Genomic DNA, 22,333 nt, shown 5'->3' with positions numbered 1-22,333 from the left:
TACATACTTGTACAGCACCGCCGGTACGGATGACAAGAGGCGGGCATCCGCTGCTCGACCGCCGCGAGCCGGCGCCCGCGGCGGGCATGCAGCGGGTACGCCGTAGAATCGGAGGGCAATCCACCAGAGAGGGCCCTGTGTCTGTCGAGGCCGCGCCCCGCGCGCTCCACTGGTCGCTCCCCATCGCGCGGGCGATCCCGTCAGCCGTCCTCGCCGCCGTGATCACCTTCTCGCCGAACCACTCCGCCTCGTTCGGTCTCGTGGCGTTCGGGGTCTTCGCGCTCGTGTCCGGCGCCCTCATCGCCGCGCTCGCCACGCGCGCCGTGCCGGAACGCACCTCCGCCCGGCTCGTGCTTGCGCACGGGGTGCTCACGGCGCTCGCCGGTGTCGGCGCCCTGGTCGGGATGACCGCGGGCGTCGCCTACCTGCTCGGCCTCGTGGTGACCTGGGCCGTCCTGACCGGCGTGCTGGAACTCGCCTTCGCGCTCCGCGGCCGCCGCCGGATCGACGGCACCCGCGACAGCCTGTTCGCCGGCATCCTCACCCTCGCGCTCGCCGCCGTGCTCGTGTTCCTTCCGCCCGACCTCGTCGTCGAGTTCAGCGGCATCGAAGGCGTCTCGGGCACCCTCACCTCGTCGATCGTCGCCGTCGGCGTCATCGGCGCCTACGCCGCGGTGCTCGCGGTGTTCCTCATCATCGGCGGGCTCTCCCTGCGTTGGGTGTCGTCCGCCGCCCCGACTTCCGCGGAGGTGACGCCGCGATGACGGCTCCGAATCGACGTGACCGCACGCGCCCGGCCGAACTCGTCGGCCTCGCGGCCGGCATGGCCCTCTTCATCGGCCTGGTGGTGCTGATGTCCACCCGCCAGTGGGACCTCACCTTCGTGTTCACGGGGGTGTCGTTCATCGTCGTGCTCGTCGTCTTCGCGATGCTCGCGCTCGCGACGACCCCGCGCGGCGACGAGGACACCCGCCGTCCGCCCGGCGACGGGCACTGACCCGCCGACTGCGCTCTAGCGGTGCGGGCGCCCGTCACCGCGCCCCGTCCTCGCGCGGCCGTCCGGGCAATAGGACCGTCGCGCTACAGAATCTCGTCCGCGTTACGGAAAGAACTGCCGCGCGGGCGCGAAGGTGTAGCCCGACCCGCTGATCATGCGCCGCGACGGCGGCAGTCCCCGTCGTCGGCGCGAGTTACAGGAGATGGCGTCCGTTTCGACTGGCGCCATCTCCTGGAAGTGGCGCCCACATCCGTTTCGCCGCCGCCCCGGCCGCCGCCCGCGACCCGAGACCGCGGCGGGCGAACTTCAGTCGTCGAGGTGGTCGACGAGCGCGCTCGCCAGACCCGTGTACCCACCCGGGGTGAGGGCGACCAGGCGCGCCTTCGCCTCATCCGTCAGGTCGAGTCCCTCGACGAAGTCGCGCAACTCGGCGGCGCCGACGCGCTTGCCGCGCGTGAGCTCCTTGAGCAGCGCGTAGGGGTCGGCGATCGAGCTGCGGCCGGCGGTGACCTCGGCGCGGATGACGGTCTGGATCGCCTCGCCGAGCACCTCCCAGTTGCCGTCGAGATCTGCAGCGAGCTTCTCCTCGTCCACCGCGACCTCGTCGAGTCCACGCGCGATGTTGTCGAGCGCGAGCAGCGAGTGCCCGAACGCGACGCCGATGTTCCGCTGCGTCGTCGAGTCGGTGAGGTCGCGCTGCAGCCGCGAGGTGACGAGCGTCTGCGCGAGCGAGTCGAACAGGGCGCTCGCGAGCTCGAGGTTCGCCTCCGCGTTCTCGAAGCGGATCGGGTTGATCTTGTGCGGCATCGTCGACGACCCGGTCGCGCCCGCCTGCGGGATCTGCGTCAGGTAGCCCATCGAGATGTAGGTCCACACGTCCGTGCACAGGTTGTGCAGGATGCGACCGGCGTGCGACGCCGCCTGGAACAGCTCGACCTGCCAGTCGTGCGACTCGATCTGCGTGGTGAGCGGGTTCCAGACGAGGCCGAGCGATGTGACGAACTCCCGCGACAGCGTGGGCCAGTCCACATCCGGACCGGCGGCGAGGTGAGCCGAGAACGTGCCGGTCGCTCCGCTGAACTTGCCGAGCACCTCCACCGACTCGATGCGCCGAATGACGCCGCGCAGGCGGTGCACGGTGACCGCGAGCTCCTTGCCGAACGTGGTCGGGGTGGCGGGCTGCCCGTGGGTGTGCGCGAGCATCGGCACGTCGCGGTGCGCCTTCGCGCGCTCCTCGAGCGCGGCGACGACCTCGCGCAGACGCGGCAGCCACACCTCGCGTACGGCCTGGCCGACGGTGAGGCCGTAGGAGAGGTTGTTGATGTCCTCGCTCGTGCACGCGAAGTGGGTGAGCTCGGCGACGTCGGTGAGTCCGAGGGCGTCGAGGCGCCGGCGCACGAGGTACTCGACGGCCTTCACGTCGTGGCGGGTGGTCCCCTCGAGTTCGGCGAGCTCGTCGATCTCCGCCTGCCCGAACTCGGTGACGAGCAGGCGCAGGCGCCGCTGCTGCTCGGGGTCGAGGCGGCGGGATCCGAACAGCTCGCGGTCGGTGAGGAAGATGAGCCACTCCACCTCGACCTGCACCCGGGCGCGGTTGAGACCGGCCTCGGAGAGGTACTCGCCGAGCGCGCCGACCGCGCGGCGGTAGCGGCCGTCGAGCGGGCTCAGGGGCTGAGGGGGGAGGGGGCTCATGAGGCTCCTTGTCGGATTCCCGGCTCGATCTGCCGGTAGAGGGCGGTACACGCGCGCTCGATCATCCCGAGCACGGTGTCGAAGAGGGCGGCATCGGAATAGTACGGGTCGGGCACTTCGGAGGCGGCCGACTCCGGATCGAAGTCGAGCAGCAGCTGCACCTTCGAGCGGTCCTGTTCGGTGGTCGCCCACGACTTGAGGGTGCGTTCCTGACTGCGGTCGAACACGATCACGAGGTCGAGGTCGTCGAACCAGTCGGCATCGAACTGTTTCGCGCGGTGCGCGGCCCCATCGAGTCCGCGGCGCGCGAGGGCGTCGACCGTGCGTCGATCGGCGCTCTCCCCCACGTGCCAGTCGCCGGTCGCGGCGGAGGTCACGGCGATGGCCCCCTCGCGCCCGCTGCGTCGCACGAGGTCGAGGAACACGGCCTCCGCCATCGGCGATCGGCAGATGTTCCCGGTGCAGACGAAGCAGAGTCGGAAGCGCGCCGTCGTATCGAAGGTGCGCCCCAGACTCATGCGCCCATTGTGGCGCACCCCCGTCCTCCCCAACTGTCCGAGATCTGGAGCCGTGCACGGATGTGGGTGGAGCCGAACCGCGGATGCGGACGCACGACGACGATCGGAAGCGGCAGAGAGGTGGACCATGATCGGCATTCCCGACGTCACCGGCGGCCTGCAGGCGCAGCGCTCCCGGCTGGATCGTGCTCTCGACGCGCTCGAGGAGGGTGCGGCGCTGCTCGCGCGCGACTCCCCGGCGGACTGGCGGGGACCGGCACGCGACGCGTTCGACGGCGCTCGGCACACCGTGCGCGGGCACGCCGTCGAGGCGCGGGCGCGGGTGTCCGATGCGCGGGCGAACACCGACGCGGCGATCACGACCCTGGCCGGCCGTGCCGGATGAGCTGATCGTCTCGGGTGGGGGATTCTTCGCGGTCGCCACCGAGACGGTGTGGCAACAGGTCCTGCGCTTGCGGCGCGCCACCGAGTGCTTCGAGCAGGCCCGCGTGCACGTGCTGGAGGCCGATCGCTACGTCACCGACGCGGGACTCACGCGCGCCGACGCGCCGATCTCCGCAAGCCGGGCGGAAGCGGACATGCAGCATTCCCTCGCCGCGCTCGGGCGGCTCGTGACCGAGGCGCGACTGCTCGAGCGCGCCGTCGGTGCGGCCCTCGAGGCGTACGGCGCGGCGGATGCCGCAGCGAACCGGGTCATCGAACGCGCGCAGGCGTGGGTGGCGCAGAACATCGGGCGCATCCTGCCCCTGATCCTCCTCACGCTCTTCCCCGGAACGGCCGGCGTCGTGGCCGGCTGGCTCGTCGGAGCGCTTCTCGAACGCCGTGGTGCCCAGCAGACCCTGGATGCCGCCGCGGGGGCGCTCGCCGAGGAGCGGTCCCTGCTGACGCACCCGGTGACGGCGTGGGTGCTGCGCAGCCTCGTCAGCGATCTCGACGAGACGATCGCGGGTGCTCTCGGGGTGCCCGCGCCGGTGATCGAGATGCTCGGGGAGCGGGGACTCGGCGTGCTCGGCATCGCGAGTTCCTCGGCGCTCGCCGTCGGTCTGGGATCTGCCGTCGGCCTGTACCGGGAGACGCCGATCGAGACCCGGCGCACCGCGACCGCGCACGCCGCGCAGCCGACCGGCTTCGCCGACCGTTTCTCGCGCATCCCGGCCGGCGCCGAGCAGATCCGGATCGAACGGCAGTCGGTGCACGGCGCGCCCGACCGGTTCTCGGTCTACATCGGCGCGACGGCCGATTTCTCCGCCGTGGCGGGCGACGAGCCGTTCGACTCGACGAGCAATCTGTGGGGCTCCGCGGATCTTCCGTCCGGGTCCGAGCGGGCCGTGCGGCAGGCGATGGCGGATGCGGGCGTCACCGCCCAGACTCCGGTCGAGTTCACCGGGTACTCGCAAGGCGGACTCGTCGCCGCGCGACTGGCGGCCTCCGGCGATTACGCGACCGAGGGGCTCATCACCTTCGGGGCGCCGACCGCGCAGATCGACGTGCCCGCCTCGGTGCCCGCCGTGGCGGTGGAGCACACCGACGATCTCGTGCCGGCCGCCGGCGGGCGCCGGGAGTCCGGCGAGACGGTTCTCGTCGAGCGTCAGGCCTTCGCCGGGCGGGAGGTGCCCGAGGAGTGGTTCCCCGCGCACGCGCGCGACGAATACCGCCACACCGCCGAGCTCATGGATGCGGCGCAGGCGCCGCCGCTCGCGCAGCACCGCGCCGCGTGGGAGGGCGACCGGGGGGGCCCGGTGACCGTCTACGAGTACCGAGCGGAGCGGATCAGCGCTGCTGGCGACCGACGAGCGGACGCAGGATGATGCCGATCAGCCAGCTGAGCAGCGCGAGCACGAGCGCTCCGAGCACACCCCACCAGAAGCCGTCGACGTGCAGACCGAAGCCGATCAGGCTCGAGATCCAGGCGACCAGGAGCAGCAGCAGGCCGTTCACGATGAGGGCGATGAGCCCGAGCGTGAGGATGTACAGCGGGAACGCGACGATGCGGATCATGTTGCCGATCACGCCGTTCACCACGCCGAAGATGAGCGCCACGATGAGGTACGTAAGCACCGTCTCGACGGTGCCCGGAGTGGTGCCGGGCGCACTGCCGATCGGCGGGAACGCGACGACCGTCACCCCGGCGACGATCAGCGTCGTGAGCCACAACGCGATGGCGTTGACGAGGAGACGCAGCAGGAATCGGCCCATGGCCCCACTATGCCCGCGCGGGCATGTGCGCCGCAATGCGCGCTCAGCGCGGGCGGAGACGTGCAAGACGGGGGACGGCGACGTATGTCAGCACCCGCGCTGGCGGTGTCTCCGCGACCGGACGGCGGACTCCGCACGCGCTCGTAGGCTGGGACCGTGTCCGAGACCCGCGTCACCATCCGTCCCGAGATCGCCGCGCTCGCCGCCTACTCGCAGGGCCGCGCCGCCGCGCCCGACGGATTCAAGCTGTCGTCGAACGAGAACCCGTTCCCCCCGCTGCCCTCGGTGGTCGAGGCGCTCGCCGACGTGCCGATCAACCGGTACCCCGATGGTTCGGGCATCGCCCTCCGCACGAAGATCGCCAAGCGCTACGGCGTCGCCCCCGGCGAGGTGCAGCTCGGATCGGGCTCGATCGCGGTGCTCGCGCAATTGCTCGGAGCGGTCGGCGGGCACGGCACCGAGGTCGTGCACGCGTGGCGCAGCTTCGAGGCGTACCCGAGCATGATCCTCGTCTCCGGGTCGACCGGGGTGCCCGTCGCGTTGCGCGAGGACGGCAGCCACGACCTCGACGCGATGGCCGCGGCGATCACGGAGCGCACCCGCATGGTGATCGTGTGCACGCCGAACAACCCGACCGGCACGATCGTCACCGCGTCGGACTTCGAGGCGTTCATGGCGAAGGTGCCACCGACGGTGCTCGTCGTGCTCGACGAGGCCTACCAGGAGTTCGTCACCGACCCGTTCGCCGTCGAAGGCGTCGACCTGCTCGGCCGCTACCCCAACCTCGTGGTGCTGCGCACCTTCTCCAAGGCGTGGGGCCTCGCCGGCCTGCGGATCGGCTTCGCCCTCGGCGCGGAGTACATCCTGAACGCCGCGCGATCCGCCGCGATCCCGCTCTCGGTCATCGACCACGCGCAGCGGGCGGCGCTGATCTCGCTCGACCACGAGCTCGAACTCCTCGAGCGGGTGGCCGACATCGCGGTGCGGCGGGAGCGGATCGCGAACGACCTCCGCCAGCAGGGCTGGCGGATCCCGGAGGCCCAGGGCAACTTCGTCTGGCTGCCCACCGGGGCCGCGACAGAAGAGGCCGCCGAGGTGTTCGCACGCAACGGGATCGTGGTGCGACCCTTCGCGCCGGAGGGCATCCGGATCAGCATCGGCGAGCGGGAGTCTGTGGAGGCGCTACTGCGATCTGCTCAAGAGGTTGTTCAGAACCTCCGAAAGAAGCCCGCGGACCCCGGGCTAGATTAGACGGCATGTCTTACACCGAGGCGACGATCCAACTGCTGTCGCCCGAGGGCAGGCCGGTCGAGAACGACGCGAACGCCGAGCTCTGGCCGTACATCAACCGGCTCGACGACGATCGACTGCGCGAGTTCCACCGCCAGATGGTCGTCATCCGCGGCATCGACCTCGAAGCGGCCAACCTGCAGCGGCAGGGGCAGCTCGCACTGTGGGTGCCGAGTGTCGGCCAGGAGGCCGCACAGGTGGGCTCCGGATACGCCGCGCGCCCGCAGGACCACATCTTCCCCGCCTACCGCGAGCACGTCGTCGCGCGCATCCGCGGCGTCGACCCGATCAAGATCATCGCGATGCTCCGCGGCGTCAGCCACGGCGGATGGGATCCGGCGGAGCACCAGAACTTCCACCTCTACACGCTCGTGATCGGGTCGCAGACCCTCCACGCCACCGGCTACGCGATGGGCCTCACCTTCGACGGGGCGACCGGCACCGGCGACCCGGAGCGCGACGCGGCCGTGCTCGTCTACTTCGGCGACGGGGCCACGAGCCAGGGCGACGTGAGCGAGGCGTTCGTCTTCGCCGCGAGCTACCAGACGCCCCAGGTGTTCTTCCTGCAGAACAACCAGTGGGCGATCTCCGTGCCGGTGACCCGCCAGTCGCGCACCCCGCTGTACCTGCGGCCCGCCGGGTTCGGCATCCCGAGCACGCAGATCGACGGTAACGACGTGCTCGCGAGCTATGCGGTCAGCGCCCGCGACCTCGATGCCGCCCGCTCGGGCGCCGGACCGCGCTTCATCGAAGCGCTCACCTACCGCATCGGCGCCCACACCACGAGCGACGACCCCACCAAGTACCGCGACGACGAGCAGATGGCGTGGTGGACCGCGCGCGACCCGATCGAGCGCTTCGAGGCGTACCTGCGCTCCCGCGGTGAGGGCGACGCCTTCTTCGACGACGTGCGCACCGAGGCGCTCGACGCCGCGGCGGATGTGCGACGCGGCACGCTCGCGCTCGAGAGCCCGCCGATGAGCAACGTGTTCGCCAACGTCTACAGCGAACCGCATCCGCGCGTCGACGAGCAGCGGGCCTGGCTCGAGCAGTACGAGGCGCAGTTCGCCGACCAGCAGGACGAGCAGCAGGGGGAGGCGAGCGCGTGACCGAGAAGCTCACCATGTCGAAGGCCATCAACAGCGGCCTGCGTCGCGCGATGCTCGACGACCCCAAGGTGCTCATGATGGGCGAGGACATCGGCTCGCTCGGCGGCGTGTTCCGCGTCACCGAAGGCTTGAAGGCGGAGTTCGGCGAGCAGCGCGTGCTCGACACCCCGCTCGCCGAATCCGGGATCGTCGGGTCGGCCATCGGTCTCGCCATGCGCGGCTACCGTCCGGTGTGCGAAATCCAGTTCGACGGGTTCATCTACCCCGCCTTCGACCAGATCACGTCGCAGCTCGCGAAGCTCACCTACCGCCACGAGGGCGCGCTCAGCCTCCCCATCGTCATCCGCGTGCCCTACGGCGGACACGTCGGCGCCATCGAGCACCACCAGGAGAGCCCGGAGACGTACTTCGCGCACACCCCGGGCCTGCGTGTGGTGAGCCCGAGCACCCCGCACGACGCGTACTGGATGATCCAGCAGTCCATCCGTTCGCTCGACCCGGTGCTGTTCTTCGAGCCGAAGAGCCGCTACTGGGTGCGCGGCGAGGTCGACACCGAGAACCCGACGACCGACCTGCACTCCTCCGTCGTCGCCCGAGAGGGCAGCGACATCACCGTCGTCGGACACGGCGCGATGGTGGCGATGCTGCTGCAGGCCGCGGAGATCGCCGCCGGCGAGGGCACGAGCATCGAGGTCGTCGACCTGCGCTCGATCTCCCCCATCGACTACGGCCCGCTGCTGAGTTCCGTGCAGAAGACCGGACGCCTCGTGGTGGCTCAGGAGGCGCCCGGCAACGTCTCCGTCGGCTCCGAGATCGCGGCGACCGTCGCCGAGCAGGCGTTCTACACGCTCGAGGCCCCGGTCATCCGCGTCTCGGGCTTCGACACCCCCTTCCCGCCCGCCAAGCTCGAGGGCAACTACCTGCCCGACGCCGACCGCATCCTCGATGCGGTCGACCGCGCGCTCGCCTACTGAGAAGGAGCCGCCGTGGCCACCTCCGAATTCCCGCTGCCCGACGTCGGCGAAGGTCTCACCGAGGCCGAGATCGTCGCGTGGAAGGTGCAGCCCGGCGACGCCGTCGCGCTCAACCAGGTGATCGTCGAGATCGAGACGGCGAAATCGCTCGTCGAACTGCCCTCGCCGTTCGTCGGCACCGTGTCGGAGCTCCTCGTGCAGGAGGGCGACACGGTCGAGGTCGGCACGCCCATCATCACGGTGACGAGCGGGGCGGATGCCACGACTCCCGCGGCTCCGGTCGCCCCCGCGACGGCCGCCACCGCGCCCGCCCAGCCCGCCGCAGCGCCGACCGCGACCGCGCCGGCCGCGGCGCCCGCGGTCACCCCGTCCCCCGGGCTGCAGGACTCCGCCGTCACCGAACCCGCCGAGACGCCGGCCCCGGCCGTGGTCGCCGATGCGACCGCCGAGGAGGAGGTGGCGGACGTCGCCTCGACCATCGCCGCCGAACCCGCGGCCACGCCGGCCACCCCCGCCAACCTCGTCGGCTACGGCGCCAAGGGGCACGGGGCATCCCGGCGCCGTCGCGTCGCCGGAGCCGCGAAGCCGGCCGTGCGTCCGCGCGCGGTCCCGGCCGCATCCGGATCGTCCGTGCTCGCGAAGCCGCCGGTGCGCAAGCTCGCCAAGGACCTCGGCGTCGAGCTCGGTGTCGTCACCCCGACCGGAGTCTCCGGCGACATCACCCGTGACGACGTCATCCGCCAGGCGCAGCAGGCGAGCGTCTTCCGCAACATCCAGACGCCCGAGTGGCCGGCCGAGCGCGAGGAGCGCATCCCCGTCAAGGGTGTGCGCAAGGCGATCGCGAAGGCGATGGTGCGCAGCGCCTTCACCGCCCCGCACGTGAGCGTCTTCGTCGACGTCGACGCCACGCGCACGATGGAGTTCGTCAAGCGGCTGAAGAACTCGGCCGATTTCGCAGGAGTGCGCATCTCGCCGCTGCTCATCATGGCCAAGGCGATGATCTGGGCCGTGCGGCGCAACCCGACCGTCAACTCGACGTGGACCGATGAGGAGATCATCGTGCACCACTTCGTGAACCTCGGCGTGGCCGCGGCCACCCCGCGCGGGCTCATCGTGCCGAACGTGAAGGACGCGCAGGCGATGAGCCTGCTGCAGCTCGCGACGGCCCTCGAACAGCTCACCATCACCGCTCGTGAGGGCAAGACGCAGCCGGCCCAGATGGCCGACGGCACGATCACGATCACCAACCTCGGATCCTTCGGCATGGACACCGGTACTCCGATCCTGAACCCGGGCGAGGTGGCGATCGTCGCGCTCGGCACGATCAAGCAGAAGCCGTGGGTCGTCGACGGCGAGGTGCGAGCGCGCTACGTGACGACGATCGGGGCGAGCTTCGATCACCGCATCGTCGACGGGGATGTGGCGAGCCGCTTCCTCGCGGACGTCGCGAGCATCATCGAGGAGCCGGCGCTCCTGCTCGACTGAACCGCTTTGACAACGGTTATCAATAGCGACTAGCGTGGCGATCCGGGCGCTCGCCCGCATCCCTACCCCGTCGAACAGGCCCGTCATGCGATCAGTCGTCCTCCCGATCACCGCCATCGCCGCGCTCGCCCTCGCCGGCTGCGCCGCCGGTCCGGCACAATCTGCCGACGACGACACCATCACGATCGTCGCCTCGACCGACGTCTACGGCGACATCGCCCGCGCCGTCGCCGGGGACGACATCGAGGTGTCGAGCATCATCGACGGTGCGGCGCAGGACCCGCACAGCTACGAGGCAACCGCGCAGGACCGACTCGCCGTGAGCCGCGCCGACATCGTCATCGAGAACGGCGGCGGCTACGACCCGTTCATCGACGAGCTGCTCGAGGGTGTCGAGGGCGTCGAGGTCATCAACGCGTCCGAGGCGTCCGGACTCATCGAGGGCACCGAGCCGCACGACCACCACGACGACGAAGCCGCGGCCGAAGAGGAGCACTCGGAGGAGCCGCACGCCGAAGAGGGCGAGGAGCACGCCCACGAGCACATCGAGGGCTTCAACGAGCACGTCTGGTACAGCTTCGCGGCGATGGACGAGCTCGCCCACGAGATTTCGCACGTGCTCGAGGAGGTCGACGCCGCGAACGCCGAGGCCTACCACGAGCGTTACGAGGAGTTCGCCGCCGGGCTCGACGGGCTGACGCAGCGCGTCGAGGAGCTGCACACCGCTCACGAGGGGACGGGTGCCGCCATCACCGAACCGGTGCCGCTGTACCTTCTCGAGGCGGCCGGGCTCGAGAACCTCACGCCCGAGCAGTACTCCGAGGCGATCGAAGAGGGCACCGACGTCGCGCCCGCCGTGCTGCAGGAGACCCTCGACGTGATCGCCTCGGGCGAGGTGGCGGTGCTCGCCTACAATGAGCAGACCGCCGGACCGGAGACGGAACGAGTGCGAGAAGCCGCCGAGGCGGCATCCGTACCCGTCGTCGACTTCACCGAGACCCTGCCCGACGACACCGACTACATCGGGTGGATGTCCGACAACATCGACGCTCTCACGGAGGCCCTCAGCTAGTGGCAGCAGCCGCACCGACTGGCGACCCCGTCCTCGAACTCGAGGGCGGGGCGTTGGCGTTCGGCGACCGCACCCTGTGGAGCGGCCTGAACCTCAAGGTGCGGCCGGGCGAGTTCCTCGCCGTGCTCGGCCCGAACGGCACGGGCAAGACGAGCCTGCTGCGCAGCGTGCTCGGCCAGCAGAAACTCACCTCCGGGCGCATCAAGGTGCTCGGACGCCCCGTCGAGCGCGGCAGCCGCGGCGTCGGCTACGTGCCGCAGCAGAAGCTCATGGAGCGCGGCACGCCCGTGCGCGCCCGCGACCTCGTGACGTTCGGTGTCGACGGCACGCGCTGGGGACTGCCCGTGCCCTCCCGCGCCACCCGACGCCGCGTCGACGAGGTGCTCGAGGCGGTCGGCGCCACGTCGTTCGCCGACGCGCCGGTCGCCACCCTCTCCGGCGGCGAGCAGCAGCGGGTGCGCGTCGGGCAGGCGATCGCCGGCGACCCGCAGCTGCTGCTGTGCGACGAGCCGCTCATCTCCCTCGACCTGCAGCATCAGCGCGAGGTGAGCGAGCTGATCGACCAGCAGCGCAAGCGTCTGAACTCCGCGGTCGTGTTCGTCACCCACGACGTGAACCCCATCCTCGACATGGTCGACCGGGTGCTCTACCTCGCCGGCGGGCGATTCCGCGTGGGTCCGCCCGACGAGGTGCTGCGCAGCGAGGTGCTGTCGTACATGTACAACACCCCCGTCGAGGTCATCCGCACCCGCGGCCGGGTCGTCGTCATCCAGAGCCCGGAGGGCTACGGCGTGCACGACCACCTCGAGCACCACGTGCGAGGCGGGCTCTACTCGTGAACTTCGACGACATCTGGTCGCGGATGTTCGCATTCGACGACTACGGGGCGCTGCTCGCCCTCGTGCAGAACTCCCTCATCGCCGGCGCCGTGCTCGGCATCGTCGGTGGTCTCATCGGCACGTTCGTGATGACCCGCGACATGGCGTTCGCCGTGCACGGGATCAGCGAGCTGTCGTTCGCCGGTGCCGCGTTCGCCCTGCTCGTCGGGGTGAACGTCGTCGGGGGTTCCGTAGTCGGGTCGCTCATCGCGGCCCTGCTCATCGGGGCGCTCGGGCAACGCGCGAAGGAACGCAACTCGATCGTGGGCGTGCTCATGCCGTTCGGACTCGGGCTCGGCATCCTGTTCCTCGCCCTCTACCCCGGTCGCAGCGCGAACAAGTTCGGCCTGCTCACCGGCCAGATCGTCGCGGTCGACACCCCGCAGCTCGGACTGTTGATCGGCATCTCGGTGCTCGTGCTCGCGGTGCTCATCGTCGTGTGGCGACCGCTCGCCTTCGCGAGCGTCGACTCCGACGTCGCCCGCGCCCGCGGAGTGCCCACCGGTGCGTTGTCGGTCGTGTTCATGGTGCTCCTCGGACTCACCGTCGCGGTCTCCGTGCAGATCATCGGCGCGCTGCTCGTGCTCGCCCTGCTCGTCACGCCGGCCGCCGCCGCGATGCGGGTGACGGCGAGCCCGCTGCTCACTCCCCTGCTCAGCGTGGTGTTCGCCCTCGTCTCGATGCTCGGCGGCACGCTGCTCGCGATCGGCGGATCCCTGCCGATCAGCCCCTACGTCACCACCATCTCGTTCCTCATCTACCTGGTGTGCCGCATCCTCGGCGCCCGGCGCGAACGCCGGGTCGGGTCGAGGCCGGCGCTCGGAGTGCGGAGGTAGCATCCATGGCCATGAAGCGGAACACCTGGCAGCGGGAGGCCGTGCGCGAAGCGCTCGGGGGCTCGCGCGGGTTCGTCAGCGCGCAAGCGCTGCACTCGAGCCTGCGCAACGCGGGCTCCCCCATCGGACTCGCGACCGTGTACCGGGCGCTCGCCGATCTCGCGCAGGAGGGCGAGGCCGACTCGCTGCAGCAGGACGGCGAGAGCCTCTACCGCGCGTGCACCCCCGGCAGTCACCACCACCACCTCATCTGCCGCAACTGCGGCAAGACCGTCGAGATCGAGGCGGATGCGGTGGAGAAGTGGGCGAACCAGGTCGCCTACGACAACGGTTTCTCCGAGGCCAGTCACGTCGTCGACGTGTTCGGCTACTGCGTCGACTGCTTCCGCCTCCGCAAGGACAAGTAGCTGCCGCCCGCATTTCCGAGCGCGCGCGGAATCCACCGGGCGGCGCGGAGGATGCGCGGCGCGGCGTGAGTGGCGGGGCCCGGATGCGCGGGCGAGCACGCGGGGTGGCGGCGGATGGGCGTGTCGCGTAGGATGTTCCCTTGGCCGTCCTTCGAAGGACGTGCCCTGTGCGCAGATCCCTCTTCTCCTCACCGAGTCGGCGGTTCGTGCGTGCCGACAAGTGACCTTGGGTAGGACGACCGTCGTCCTACGGTAGACCTGGAGGAACCATGGCCGCAGTGTGCCAGGTGACTGGAGCCGTTCCCGGCTTCGGACACAACATCTCGCACTCGCACCGACGCACCAAGCGTCGGTTCGACCCGAATGTGCAGAAGAAGACCTATTACGTGCCGTCGCTGCGTCGCAACGTGACGCTGACGCTGTCGGCTAAGGGCATCAAGGTGATCGACGCCCGTGGAATCGAGTCCGTGGTCAAGGACCTCCTGGCTCGCGGGGAGAAGATCTGATGGCGAAGCAGCAGGACGTCCGTCCCATCATCAAGCTCCGTTCGACGGCCGGCACCGGGTACACCTACGTGACCCGCAAGAACCGTCGTAACGACCCCGACCGTCTCGTGCTCAAGAAGTACGACCCCGTAGTGCGCAAGCACGTTGACTTCCGCGAGGAGCGGTAAACACATGGCCAAGAAGAGCAAGATCGCCCGTAACGACCAGCGCAAGGTCATCGTGGAGCGCTACGCCGCGAAGCGCCTCGAGCTGAAGAAGGCGCTCGTCGACCCGAACGGCACCGACGAGTCCCGTGAGGCCGCCCGCATCGGTCTGCAGAAGCTCCCGCGCAACGCGTCGCCGGTGCGTCTGCGCAACCGCGACTCCATCGACGGCCGCCCGCGTGGTGTCCTCGCCAACTACGGCATCTCGCGCGTTCGTTTCCGCGATATGGCGCACCGGGGCGAGTTGCCCGGTATCACGAAGTCCAGCTGGTAAGTTTCGAGTCGGTCCCGCTGGCCTCGGCACAGGGGGAACCTCATTACCAACGATGTCCGAGGAGGGCACAACATGAACCGCACCGAACTGGTCGCTGCTGTCGCAGCTGAGTCCGGTCAGAGCCAGTCCGCCGTGAACGGCGTCATCGACGCCTTCTTCTCGGTGATCTCGAAGCAGGTTGCCGAAGGCACCAAGGTCAGCATCCCCGGGTACCTCGCTGTCGAGCGCACCAGCCGTGCTGCCCGCACCGGACGCAACCCGCAGACCGGTGAGGCGATCGAGATCGCTGCGAGCAACGGCGTCAAGCTCTCGGCCGGTAGCAAGCTGAAGGCTGCTGTCAAGTAGTCCCTCTCACGGAAGGCCCGGCTTCGGCCGGGCCTTTCGTCATTTCCGGGCACGGATGCGCGGGCATCCGAACCGAGCGGATGCGCAGGGGGCAACGAATAGAGTGACATGGTGAATCGGGCGGTACGCGTGCTGGGGCCTGCGGTCCTGCTCCTCGTGGCCCTCATCGCTCTCTTCGCGACCCTCGCCTACGGCGGAGGCGCCGCCGCCCCCGAACTCACCCGCGACCCGGGCGCTCTCGTGCGGTACGGGTTGCCGACGGCGAAGCTGCTGTTCAACATCGGCGCCGCGGGCACGATCGGCGCCCTCGCCCTCGCGGTCTTCGCGTTCTCGCGCGACGAAGCCGGATACGGACGCGCGCTCGACGTCGCCGCGGGCTCCGCCGCGCTCTGGGCCGTCGCGTCGCTCGCCTCGAGCCTGTTCTCGTTCCTCTCCCTCGGTGCGTCCCTCACCCTCGACGACCGGTTCGGCGACGCCTACGCCGCGTACCTCACGAGCATCGAATCGGGTCAGGCGTGGCTCGGCACCACCCTGCTCGCCGCGGCGATCACCGTCGTCTGCTTCGGCGCCCGCAATCAGGTCGTCATCCTCGTCACCGCGATCGTCGGGGTGCTCGCGCTCATCCCCATCTCGCAGCAGGGGCACGCCGCGGGCAGCGCCGATCACGACGCGGCGGTCACGGCGATCTGGCTGCACATGGTCGGGGCGGCGGTCTGGCTCGGCGGGCTCATCACCCTCGCGCTCGTGCGCAACGTCGTCGCGAAGGAGCGGCTCGTGCGCCTCGTGGAGCGCTACTCGTCGCTCGCCCTCGCGTGCTTCGTCGTGGTCGCGGTCTCCGGTGTCGTGAGCGCGCAGATCCGCATCGGTTCGTGGGAGTACCTGCTGAGCACCTACGGCGTGCTCGTGCTCGTGAAGTCCGCGGCGCTGCTCGCCCTCGGACTGTTCGGCGCCGTGCAGCGCCGCATCGTCATCCGGCGCATGGCGGATGCGCCCGCCGGTGCCGAGGGACGCCGCTTCGCTCTGCTCGTCGTGGCGGAACTGGCGTTCATGGGGCTCGCGAGCGGTGTCGCGTCGGGACTCGCGCGCACCCGCACCCCGATCCCCGACACCCCCGCGAGCGAGCTCACCGATCCGACGCCGGCGGAGCTGCTCACCGGACGCCCGCTCCCGCCGGAGCTCACCCTCGAGCGCTACCTGACCACGTGGGACTTCGACCTGCTCTTCACGATCCTCTGCGGGTTCGGGCTCTTCTTCTACCTCGCGGGCGTCTGGCGGCTGCATCGTCGCGGTGACCGCTGGCCCGTGCACCGCACCGTGCTCTGGGTCGCCGGCATCCTGCTGCTCTTCTGGATCACCAACGGCGGCGTCAACGCCTACGAGCACTACCTCTTCAGCGCGCACATGCTCGCGCACATGATGCTCGGAATGATGGTGCCCGTGCTGCTCGTGCCCGGCGCGCCGGTCACGCTCGCGTTGCGGGCGATCCGCAAGCGGCAGGACGGCTCGCGCGGAGCCCGCGAGTGGATCATGTGGGCCGTGCACTCCAAGGTCGCCGGGGTGCTCGCCAACCCGATCGTCGCGGCGGTCATCTTCGCCGGATCCCTCTGGGTCTTCTACTACTCGCCGCTGTTCAGCTGGGCGACGACCGACCACGTCGGTCACTGGTGGATGGTGACGCACTTCCTCATCAGCGGGTACCTCTTCGTTCAGGCCCTCATCGGCGTCGACCCGGTCCCCTACCGCGCTCCCTACCCCCTGCGGCTGCTGCTGCTGCTCGGCACGATGGCGTTCCACGCCTTCTTCGGTCTCGCGATCATGAGCGGAACCGGTCTGCTGCTCGCCGACTGGTACGGCGCGATGGGCCGCGAGTGGGGCCCGAGCGCCCTCGCCGACCAGCAGGCCGGTGGCGGCATCGCCTGGAGCGTCGGGGAGATCCCGACCGTCATCCTCGCCTTCGTCGTCGCGGTGATGTGGAGCCGCGACGACTCGAAGGAGGCGAAGCGGCGCGACCGCGCGGCGGAGCGCGACGGGGACGCGGAGCTCAACGCCTACAACGACATGCTGGCCGCCCGCTCCGACCGCCGCTGACGGCAGCGCCTCGGCGGTCGAGGCGGATCACTCGATCTGGATGAACAGTCCGCCGTCGTCCTGCAGGGTGATCGAGAACGAGATGAGGAACGGCACGTCCTCGTCGAGCAGCGATTCGTCGCCGTCGAAGATCGAGCGCACCGGCACTCGCAGGTGCGCGGCGGCCGCCGTCTCGGGCATCCGCCAGATCCCGGGCCGATCGCTCGGCACGATCGTCACTTCGGGGTAGGTCGACATCGACCACTCGATCGGTCCGTCGACGCGGTCCTCGATCTGCTTGCCGAACGGGCATCCGGTCGGCTGCAGCACCTCCTGGGTCGCGCACTCGTCGAGGAACGCGTTCAATTCCCCCTGCACCTCGTCGACGAACGCGGGGTTCGCGATGACGGCGAGCTGCACCTCGTTGATCCCCGGCAGAACGGACGCCCGCACCGGGTCGGCGGTGAGGTACCGGCTCTCGTGGGCGAACTCGTAGCTCGACGGGGCGAACATCACGAACGGGCTCGGGCCGTTCGTCTCCGACGGGGTGACCGCTCGTGCTCCGTTCACCTCGAAACGACGATCGCCGGTCACGGTGAGGTCGACCCGGGCGAGCGGACTCTCGACGAACTCCCACGACGAGAACAGCCCGAACCGCGGAGCGACGCCGCGCACGGTGAACGCCGCTTCCGCCGGCTCCCCGCCGACCTCGAACGCGAACCCGACGCGGTGCACTCCCCCGCCGAGGTCCTCGTCGGCGACCTGTCGGATCGCCTCGAGGCGGCCGAGCGTGGATGACGACAGCAGCGCATCCGACCCTTCCGGGAGCGGCGCGGTGCGGGCGAGTTCGAGCGCCCGCGCCCCGTCGTGACGGGCGAGCGCATCGAGGTACGACTTCACGTATCCCCCGGCGCCGTACACGGTCGCGTTGAGGGCGACGACGGCCACGATGAAGCCGGCGGCCAGGACTGCGACCACGACTCCCCAGGTCACGAGGGCGCGGCGCATTCCCTCATCTTAAGGCGCGGCGCGCCCCCGTCGCCGTTCGCGTTAGATTGAGGAGGTTGCGAACGCCCCGGGAGGTTCGGTGATCGGCACACCTCTCTCACCCGAACAGCAGGCCGTGTTCGACGCGATCGAGACCACGCGCGAGCACGTGTTCGTGACCGGCCGCGCCGGCACCGGAAAGTCGACCCTGCTCAACCACCTGTCGTGGAACACGTCGAAGCAGCTCGTGATCAGCGCGCCCACGGGTGTCGCCGCGCTCAATGTCGGCGGGCAGACCATCCACTCCCTGTTCCGGCTGCCGATCGGCGTCATCGCCGACCACGACATCGACCAGGGCCCCGAGGTGCGCAAGCTGCTCGGCACGATCGACACGCTCGTGATCGACGAGGTGTCGATGGTGAACGCCGACCTGCTGGATGCGGTGGATCGCAGCCTGCGCCAGGCGCGTCAGCGGCAGGAGCCGTTCGGCGGTGTGCAGGTGGTGCTCTTCGGCGATCCGTACCAGCTCGCCCCCGTACCCGGGGACGGCGAGGAGCGCGCGTACTTCGCCGACCACTACCGGTCGATGTGGTTCTTCGACGCGAAGGTGTGGGACGAGGCGGAGCTCAAGATCTTCGAGTTGTCGACCATCCACCGCCAGCACGAGGACGAGTTCAAGTACCTGCTCACCGGCGTGCGGCACGGGCAGGTGACGGCCGAGATGGCCCAGCGGCTCAACTCCGTCGGTTCGCGACCGGCCCCCGAGGAGGGCGCCATCACCCTCGCGACGACGAACGCGACGGTGAACCGCATCAACGGGCTCGCGCTCGGACGGCTGCCGGGCCGGGTGCTCACCGCGAAGGCGGAGATCAACGGGGAGTTCGGCGGCCGCGCCTACCCGGCCGACGAGGCGCTCGAGCTCAAGGTCGGCGCGCAGGTGATGTTCTTGCGCAACGACCCCGACCAGCGCTGGGTGAACGGATCGATCGGGGTCGTCACGAAGATCGCCGACACGGTGTGGGTCGAGATCGACGGTGACCGGCACGAGGTGCAACCGGCGATCTGGGAGCGGTACCGCTACAGCTACTCCGCCGAGACGAAGCAGCTGCGTAAGGACGTCGTGGCCGAGTTCACGCAGTTCCCGCTGCGGCTCGCGTGGGCGGTCACCATCCACAAGTCGCAGGGCAAGACCTACGACGCGGCGATCGTCGACCTCGGTCAGCGTTCGTTCGCCCCGGGTCAGACCTACGTCGCCCTGAGCCGCATCACGGCGCTCGAGGGGCTGTATCTCACGCGGCCGCTGCGCCCATCCGACATCATCGTCGACCAGAACGTCGTGCGCTTCATGGAGAGGGCGACACCGATCCCCGGGATCGCCGCGATCTGAGACGACGAAACGGCCCGCCGAAGCGGGCCGTTGATGACGGAGCGGTCAGTGACCGTGCTCGTCGGGCAGCTGGATCGGGTCACCCTTCTGAGGCACGAAGTCGGCGTCGTGCTCACCGTGCGGTTGCGCGTACGCACCCGCCTCCGTCGCCGCGAGGGCGGGGGTGACGAGCAACGCCGCGGCGAGGGATCCGATGAACAGGGGGATGAGCAGCCGGGGTGCGCTCGGCTCCGCGCCGGTGGTGCGGATGACCTTCCGTTCGCCGTCCCGCAGCCGACGCGCGATCACGAGGGCGATCGCGAGGTCGAACACGGCGGCGATCCCGAGCGGCAGCACGGGGAGCGCCGCCGCCTCTGTCGCACCCGACACGGCTCCGGCGGCGACGATCGCCGCCCAGCCGACGAGGGGGAAGAGCGCGACCGAGAGCACCACGACGGGCGCTTCGATGCGGTCGCGCACGAAGGTGATGAGCCCCCACGCGAGTTCTGCCGTGCCGATCGCGGCCGCGAAGACCGCGATCGGCACGGGGGAACCGACCACCAGGGCGAGGTGGATCAGGCCGGCGCAGACTGCGGCCAGCGCGATCAGCAATCTCGTCACCTGGGTCATCGGTCGGCTCCCGTCGAGCTCATCGTTCGGAGGATCAGACGGTGCGGGTGGTGCGGACGTCGCGCTCGACGCCCAGACCCACCGCGAGGAGCAGCGCCGCGCTCAGGAAGTGCAGCACGTTGTCCGCCGCGTTGATCGCGAGGATGTTGGCCGGGCTGTCGATGATGAACAGACCGATGAGGCCGAGCAGCAGGTAGGCGGCACCGACGACGGTGTTGGTGGCCTTCGCCGCACGGACGTTGGACAGGCCGGCGATCAGCAGCGCGGCACCGATCAGGAGGTGCGCCACGTTGTGGAACGGGTTCACCTCGAAGATGCCGAGCAGCAGTCCGCCCTCTCCGCCCTGGGCGAAGAACCCGCCCGGAGCGTCGACGAAGAAGCCGAGGATTCCGACGAGGATGTAGACCGCGCCGAAGACGACCCCCAGCAGACGGTTCGGGGACTTGGTCATGAGTGTTGCCTCCTTGTAAAGAGCACGACGGTCTGCCGTACGTGAGTCATTCGTACCCGTACGCCATCCGGATGGGGTGAATCGCCCAGGTGGCTATCAGAGAGCGGTCAGCGAACCCTCCCCCGGTGGATAAACCTGTGGAGAACTACGGTATGAGGATGACCCTCGCCCCGCCGCCCACGCCGTTCGTCGCCGTCGAGGTACCCGTGCTCGAGCGGAACATCGCGGCACGCGCCCGCTCGATCGGTGAGCTCGGCATCGAGACTCGTCCGCATGCGAAGACGCACAAGTCGTCGCGCATCGCGCGCATGCAGCTCGACGCGGGCGCGCGCGGGATCACCGTCGCGACCATCGGCGAGGCGGAGGCGTTCGTGGCGGGCGGAGTGGACGACGTGTTCATCGCCTACCCGTTGTGGGTGGATCCGGATCGCGGAACCCGGCTGCGCGCCCTCGCCGAACGCGCGGAGGTGCGCATCGGCGTCGAGTCGATCGAGAGCGCGGCCCGCGCCGCCGAGGAGCTGCGGGGCACGGGAGTGCGGGTGCTCGTCGAAGTCGACTCCGGGCACCACCGCACCGGCGTCGCGGCGTCGGATGCGGGACGGATCGCTCGCGCGGCCGCCGACGCGGGACTCCCGGCGATCGGCGTCTTCACCTTCCCGGGGCACTCGTACTCGCCGGACGGTCGGCGCACGGCGGCGGAGCAGGAGGCGGCGGCTCTCGCCGAGGCGGCGGCGTCGCTGCGGGGTTCCGACATCGAGCCGCTCGTCGTGAGCGGCGGATCGACGCCGAGCGCCGACTTCGCTGCCGCCGGTACGCTCACCGAGCTGCGTCCCGGTGTGTACGTCTTCGGTGACGCGCAGCAGTGGGAACTGGGCACCTACGCTCGCGAACAGATCGCGCTCACGGTGCACGCGACGGTGGTCAGTCGTCGCGCGGATCGGATCGTGGTCGACGCCGGCAGCAAGATCCTCGGTGCCGATCGCGCCGCGTACTCGACCGGCTTCGGCCGCCTGCTCGACCTGCCGGACGCCCGCATCACGTCGCTGTCGGAGCACCACGCCGTCGTGGAGCTCGACGGCTCGCCGGCTCCGTCGCTCGGCGCGACGGTGCGGGTCGTCCCGAACCACGTCTGCAGCGCGGTCAACCTCGTCGACTCCTTCGTCGCGTTCGACGGCGGTCGCGCGGAACTCTGGCCGGTCGACGCGCGCGGCCGCAACTCCTGACCGCCCGGATCCGTCACGTTCCCAAAGCCTGTCGTTCCCTGAGCGCGTCGAAGGGAACCGCCCGTGCGGCCCGCTTCGACAGGCTCAGCGAGCGAACACATCCCGCCGCGATGTCGATTCCCCGCCCGTCCGATCGACGCGATAGTGAGAGCGTCACTCCGACGCCGGATCGAAAGGAAGCGACCATGCGACTCACCGTGAACCTGTTCATCACGCAAGACGGCGTCTACCAGTCCCCCGGGGCCCGCGACGAGGACCCGCGCGACGGTTTCGAGCTCGGCGGCTGGCTCCCGCCCCACGTCGACGACGATTTCAACCGCATCGTGAGCGGATGGTTCGAGCACACCGAAGCCATGCTGCTCGGCCGCTACACCTACGACGTGATGGCCGCCCACTGGCCGAACGTCACCGACCCCGACGACGAGGGAGCCGCCCTGCTGAATACCGTGCCGAAGTACCTCGTGTCGAGCAGGACCTCCGGTGCGGACTGGGCGAACACGACCGTGATCTCGACCGATGCGATCCACCGCATCCGGGAACTCAAGGCCCAGCCCGGTCGCGAGCTGCAGGTGCACGGCAGCGGTGCGCTCGCCCGCTCGCTGCACGATGCGGGGCTCGTCGACGAGTTCCGGCTGCTCGTCTTCCCCGTCGTGGTCGGCGCAGGCAAGCGACTCTTCGGCGAGGGCGCGGCGCCGTCGGCGTTCAAGCTCGCCCACACGGAGGCCACCGGTAGCGGCATCGTCTACCAGGTGCTGCGTCCGATCCCGTTCCGCGCGGGAGGCATCGCGATCGAAGACGGCCGCGAGGTGCTCACGGACTGACCTCCC

The 22,333-nt window shown here is 70.0% G+C and carries 26 protein-coding genes; 20 read left to right on the top strand and 6 right to left on the bottom strand.

What is annotated here, in order from left to right; genetic code table 11:
• Positions 1–137: 137 nt before the first annotated feature.
• Complete coding sequence (locus CLV46_RS16300) at positions 138–764, top strand: hypothetical protein (RefSeq protein ID WP_100365742.1); 627 nt, start codon at positions 138–140, stop codon at positions 762–764.
• Complete coding sequence (locus CLV46_RS16295; protein WP_100365741.1) at positions 761–997, top strand: hypothetical protein; 237 nt, start codon at positions 761–763, stop codon at positions 995–997. The genes CLV46_RS16300 and CLV46_RS16295 overlap by 4 nt, the downstream gene beginning before the upstream one ends.
• A gap of 306 nt (positions 998–1,303) precedes the next feature.
• Here CLV46_RS16295 and purB read toward each other — a convergent pair whose 3' ends face one another.
• Both purB and CLV46_RS16285 read right to left on the bottom strand, forming a co-directional pair.
• The gene (gene purB / locus CLV46_RS16290; protein WP_100365740.1) at positions 1,304–2,689 is read right to left on the bottom strand and encodes an adenylosuccinate lyase; all 1,386 of its coding nucleotides are present in this window, start codon (positions 2,687–2,689) and stop codon (positions 1,304–1,306) included.
• On the bottom strand, positions 2,686–3,207 hold the full coding sequence (locus CLV46_RS16285; protein WP_100365739.1) for a low molecular weight protein-tyrosine-phosphatase: 522 nt from the start codon (positions 3,205–3,207) through the stop codon (positions 2,686–2,688). The genes purB and CLV46_RS16285 overlap by 4 nt, the downstream gene beginning before the upstream one ends.
• Positions 3,208–3,334: 127 nt before the next feature.
• On the opposite strand from CLV46_RS16285, the gene CLV46_RS16280 reads away from it, so the two are divergent.
• Both CLV46_RS16280 and CLV46_RS16275 read left to right on the top strand, forming a co-directional pair.
• Entirely contained in the window at positions 3,335–3,592 is a 258-nt protein-coding gene (locus CLV46_RS16280) for a hypothetical protein (protein WP_100365738.1), read from the top strand.
• Entirely contained in the window at positions 3,582–5,015 is a 1,434-nt protein-coding gene (locus tag CLV46_RS16275) for a hypothetical protein (RefSeq protein WP_100365737.1), read from the top strand. Before CLV46_RS16280 ends, CLV46_RS16275 begins: the two co-directional genes overlap by 11 nt.
• Here CLV46_RS16275 and CLV46_RS16270 read toward each other — a convergent pair.
• A complete protein-coding gene (locus tag CLV46_RS16270) occupies positions 4,978–5,403 on the bottom strand; it encodes a phage holin family protein (protein WP_100365736.1) in 426 nt (141 codons plus the stop codon). The genes CLV46_RS16275 and CLV46_RS16270 overlap by 38 nt on opposite strands.
• 156 nt (positions 5,404–5,559) lie before the next feature.
• Here CLV46_RS16270 and CLV46_RS16265 point away from each other — a divergent pair, with 156 nt between their 5' ends.
• The 13 genes from CLV46_RS16265 to CLV46_RS16205 all read left to right on the top strand — a co-directional run bounded on the left by CLV46_RS16265 (position 5,560) and on the right by CLV46_RS16205 (position 16,870).
• On the top strand, positions 5,560–6,654 hold the full coding sequence (locus CLV46_RS16265) for a histidinol-phosphate transaminase (protein ID WP_100365735.1): 1,095 nt from the start codon (positions 5,560–5,562) through the stop codon (positions 6,652–6,654).
• Positions 6,655–6,659: 5 nt separating this feature from the next.
• The gene (locus CLV46_RS16260; RefSeq protein WP_100365734.1) at positions 6,660–7,802 is read left to right on the top strand and encodes a thiamine pyrophosphate-dependent dehydrogenase E1 component subunit alpha; all 1,143 of its coding nucleotides are present in this window, start codon (positions 6,660–6,662) and stop codon (positions 7,800–7,802) included.
• A 14-nt stretch (positions 7,803–7,816) separates the two neighbouring features.
• Positions 7,817–8,776, top strand: coding sequence for an alpha-ketoacid dehydrogenase subunit beta (locus CLV46_RS16255; protein WP_100366122.1), 960 nt, complete (start codon positions 7,817–7,819; stop codon positions 8,774–8,776).
• Positions 8,777–8,788: 12 nt separating this feature from the next.
• On the top strand, positions 8,789–10,261 hold the full coding sequence (locus CLV46_RS16250; protein ID WP_100365733.1) for a dihydrolipoamide acetyltransferase family protein: 1,473 nt from the start codon (positions 8,789–8,791) through the stop codon (positions 10,259–10,261).
• An 85-nt stretch (positions 10,262–10,346) separates the two neighbouring features.
• Complete coding sequence (locus CLV46_RS16245; protein ID WP_100365732.1) at positions 10,347–11,333, top strand: metal ABC transporter solute-binding protein, Zn/Mn family; 987 nt, start codon at positions 10,347–10,349, stop codon at positions 11,331–11,333.
• Positions 11,333–12,172 carry a metal ABC transporter ATP-binding protein gene (locus CLV46_RS16240; RefSeq protein ID WP_100365731.1) on the top strand — a complete coding sequence of 280 codons (840 nt, stop codon included), beginning with the start codon at positions 11,333–11,335 and terminating at the stop codon, positions 12,170–12,172. Before CLV46_RS16245 ends, CLV46_RS16240 begins: the two co-directional genes overlap by 1 nt.
• A gap of 23 nt (positions 12,173–12,195) precedes the next feature.
• Positions 12,196–13,047 (top strand): metal ABC transporter permease, encoded by an 852-nt coding sequence (locus tag CLV46_RS16235; RefSeq protein ID WP_170028642.1) that lies wholly within the window; start codon positions 12,196–12,198, stop codon positions 13,045–13,047.
• 11 nt (positions 13,048–13,058) lie between these two features.
• Complete coding sequence (locus tag CLV46_RS16230; RefSeq protein ID WP_100366121.1) at positions 13,059–13,454, top strand: Fur family transcriptional regulator; 396 nt, start codon at positions 13,059–13,061, stop codon at positions 13,452–13,454.
• 269 nt (positions 13,455–13,723) lie between these two features.
• Positions 13,724–13,960, top strand: a complete 237-nt coding sequence (gene rpmB, locus CLV46_RS16225; protein ID WP_027464952.1) for a 50S ribosomal protein L28 — start codon at positions 13,724–13,726, stop codon at positions 13,958–13,960.
• Positions 13,960–14,127: a 50S ribosomal protein L33 gene (gene rpmG / locus CLV46_RS16220; RefSeq protein WP_018188987.1), complete on the top strand. Its 168-nt coding sequence runs from the start codon at positions 13,960–13,962 to the stop codon at positions 14,125–14,127. The genes rpmB and rpmG overlap by 1 nt, the downstream gene beginning before the upstream one ends.
• A 4-nt stretch (positions 14,128–14,131) precedes the next feature.
• The gene (gene rpsN, locus CLV46_RS16215) at positions 14,132–14,437 is read left to right on the top strand and encodes a 30S ribosomal protein S14 (RefSeq protein ID WP_100365729.1); all 306 of its coding nucleotides are present in this window, start codon (positions 14,132–14,134) and stop codon (positions 14,435–14,437) included.
• 72 nt (positions 14,438–14,509) lie between these two features.
• The gene (locus CLV46_RS16210) at positions 14,510–14,782 is read left to right on the top strand and encodes an HU family DNA-binding protein (RefSeq protein ID WP_100365728.1); all 273 of its coding nucleotides are present in this window, start codon (positions 14,510–14,512) and stop codon (positions 14,780–14,782) included.
• Positions 14,783–14,890: 108 nt separating this feature from the next.
• Positions 14,891–16,870, top strand: coding sequence for a bifunctional copper resistance protein CopD/cytochrome c oxidase assembly protein (locus tag CLV46_RS16205; protein ID WP_211282219.1), 1,980 nt, complete (start codon positions 14,891–14,893; stop codon positions 16,868–16,870).
• A gap of 27 nt (positions 16,871–16,897) precedes the next feature.
• On the opposite strand, the gene CLV46_RS16200 is transcribed toward CLV46_RS16205, so the two are convergent.
• Positions 16,898–17,857, bottom strand: coding sequence for a hypothetical protein (locus CLV46_RS16200; RefSeq protein ID WP_100365727.1), 960 nt, complete (start codon positions 17,855–17,857; stop codon positions 16,898–16,900).
• 79 nt (positions 17,858–17,936) lie between these two features.
• On the opposite strand from CLV46_RS16200, the gene CLV46_RS16195 reads away from it, so the two are divergent.
• A complete protein-coding gene (locus CLV46_RS16195; protein ID WP_100365726.1) occupies positions 17,937–19,223 on the top strand; it encodes an ATP-dependent DNA helicase in 1,287 nt (428 codons plus the stop codon).
• 45 nt (positions 19,224–19,268) lie between these two features.
• Here the strand turns inward: CLV46_RS16195 and CLV46_RS16190 are convergent, their stop codons facing one another.
• Complete coding sequence (locus tag CLV46_RS16190) at positions 19,269–19,823, bottom strand: hypothetical protein (RefSeq protein WP_157802368.1); 555 nt, start codon at positions 19,821–19,823, stop codon at positions 19,269–19,271.
• A gap of 43 nt (positions 19,824–19,866) precedes the next feature.
• Complete coding sequence (locus CLV46_RS16185; RefSeq protein WP_100365724.1) at positions 19,867–20,283, bottom strand: DUF4383 domain-containing protein; 417 nt, start codon at positions 20,281–20,283, stop codon at positions 19,867–19,869.
• Between the two features lie 158 nt (positions 20,284–20,441).
• Between CLV46_RS16185 and CLV46_RS16180 the strand changes: the two genes are divergently transcribed.
• Positions 20,442–21,506 carry an alanine racemase gene (locus CLV46_RS16180; RefSeq protein WP_100365723.1) on the top strand — a complete coding sequence of 355 codons (1,065 nt, stop codon included), beginning with the start codon at positions 20,442–20,444 and terminating at the stop codon, positions 21,504–21,506.
• A gap of 185 nt (positions 21,507–21,691) precedes the next feature.
• A complete protein-coding gene (locus tag CLV46_RS16175) occupies positions 21,692–22,327 on the top strand; it encodes a dihydrofolate reductase family protein (protein WP_100365722.1) in 636 nt (211 codons plus the stop codon).
• The last annotated feature ends 6 nt before the right edge of the window (positions 22,328–22,333 follow it).

It is taken from the genome of Diaminobutyricimonas aerilata, assembly GCF_002797715.1.
Taxonomy (GTDB): domain Bacteria; phylum Actinomycetota; class Actinomycetes; order Actinomycetales; family Microbacteriaceae; genus Diaminobutyricimonas; species Diaminobutyricimonas aerilata.
Note: the sequence above shows the minus strand (reverse complement) of the source record. Positions and strands in the feature narration are given on the sequence as shown.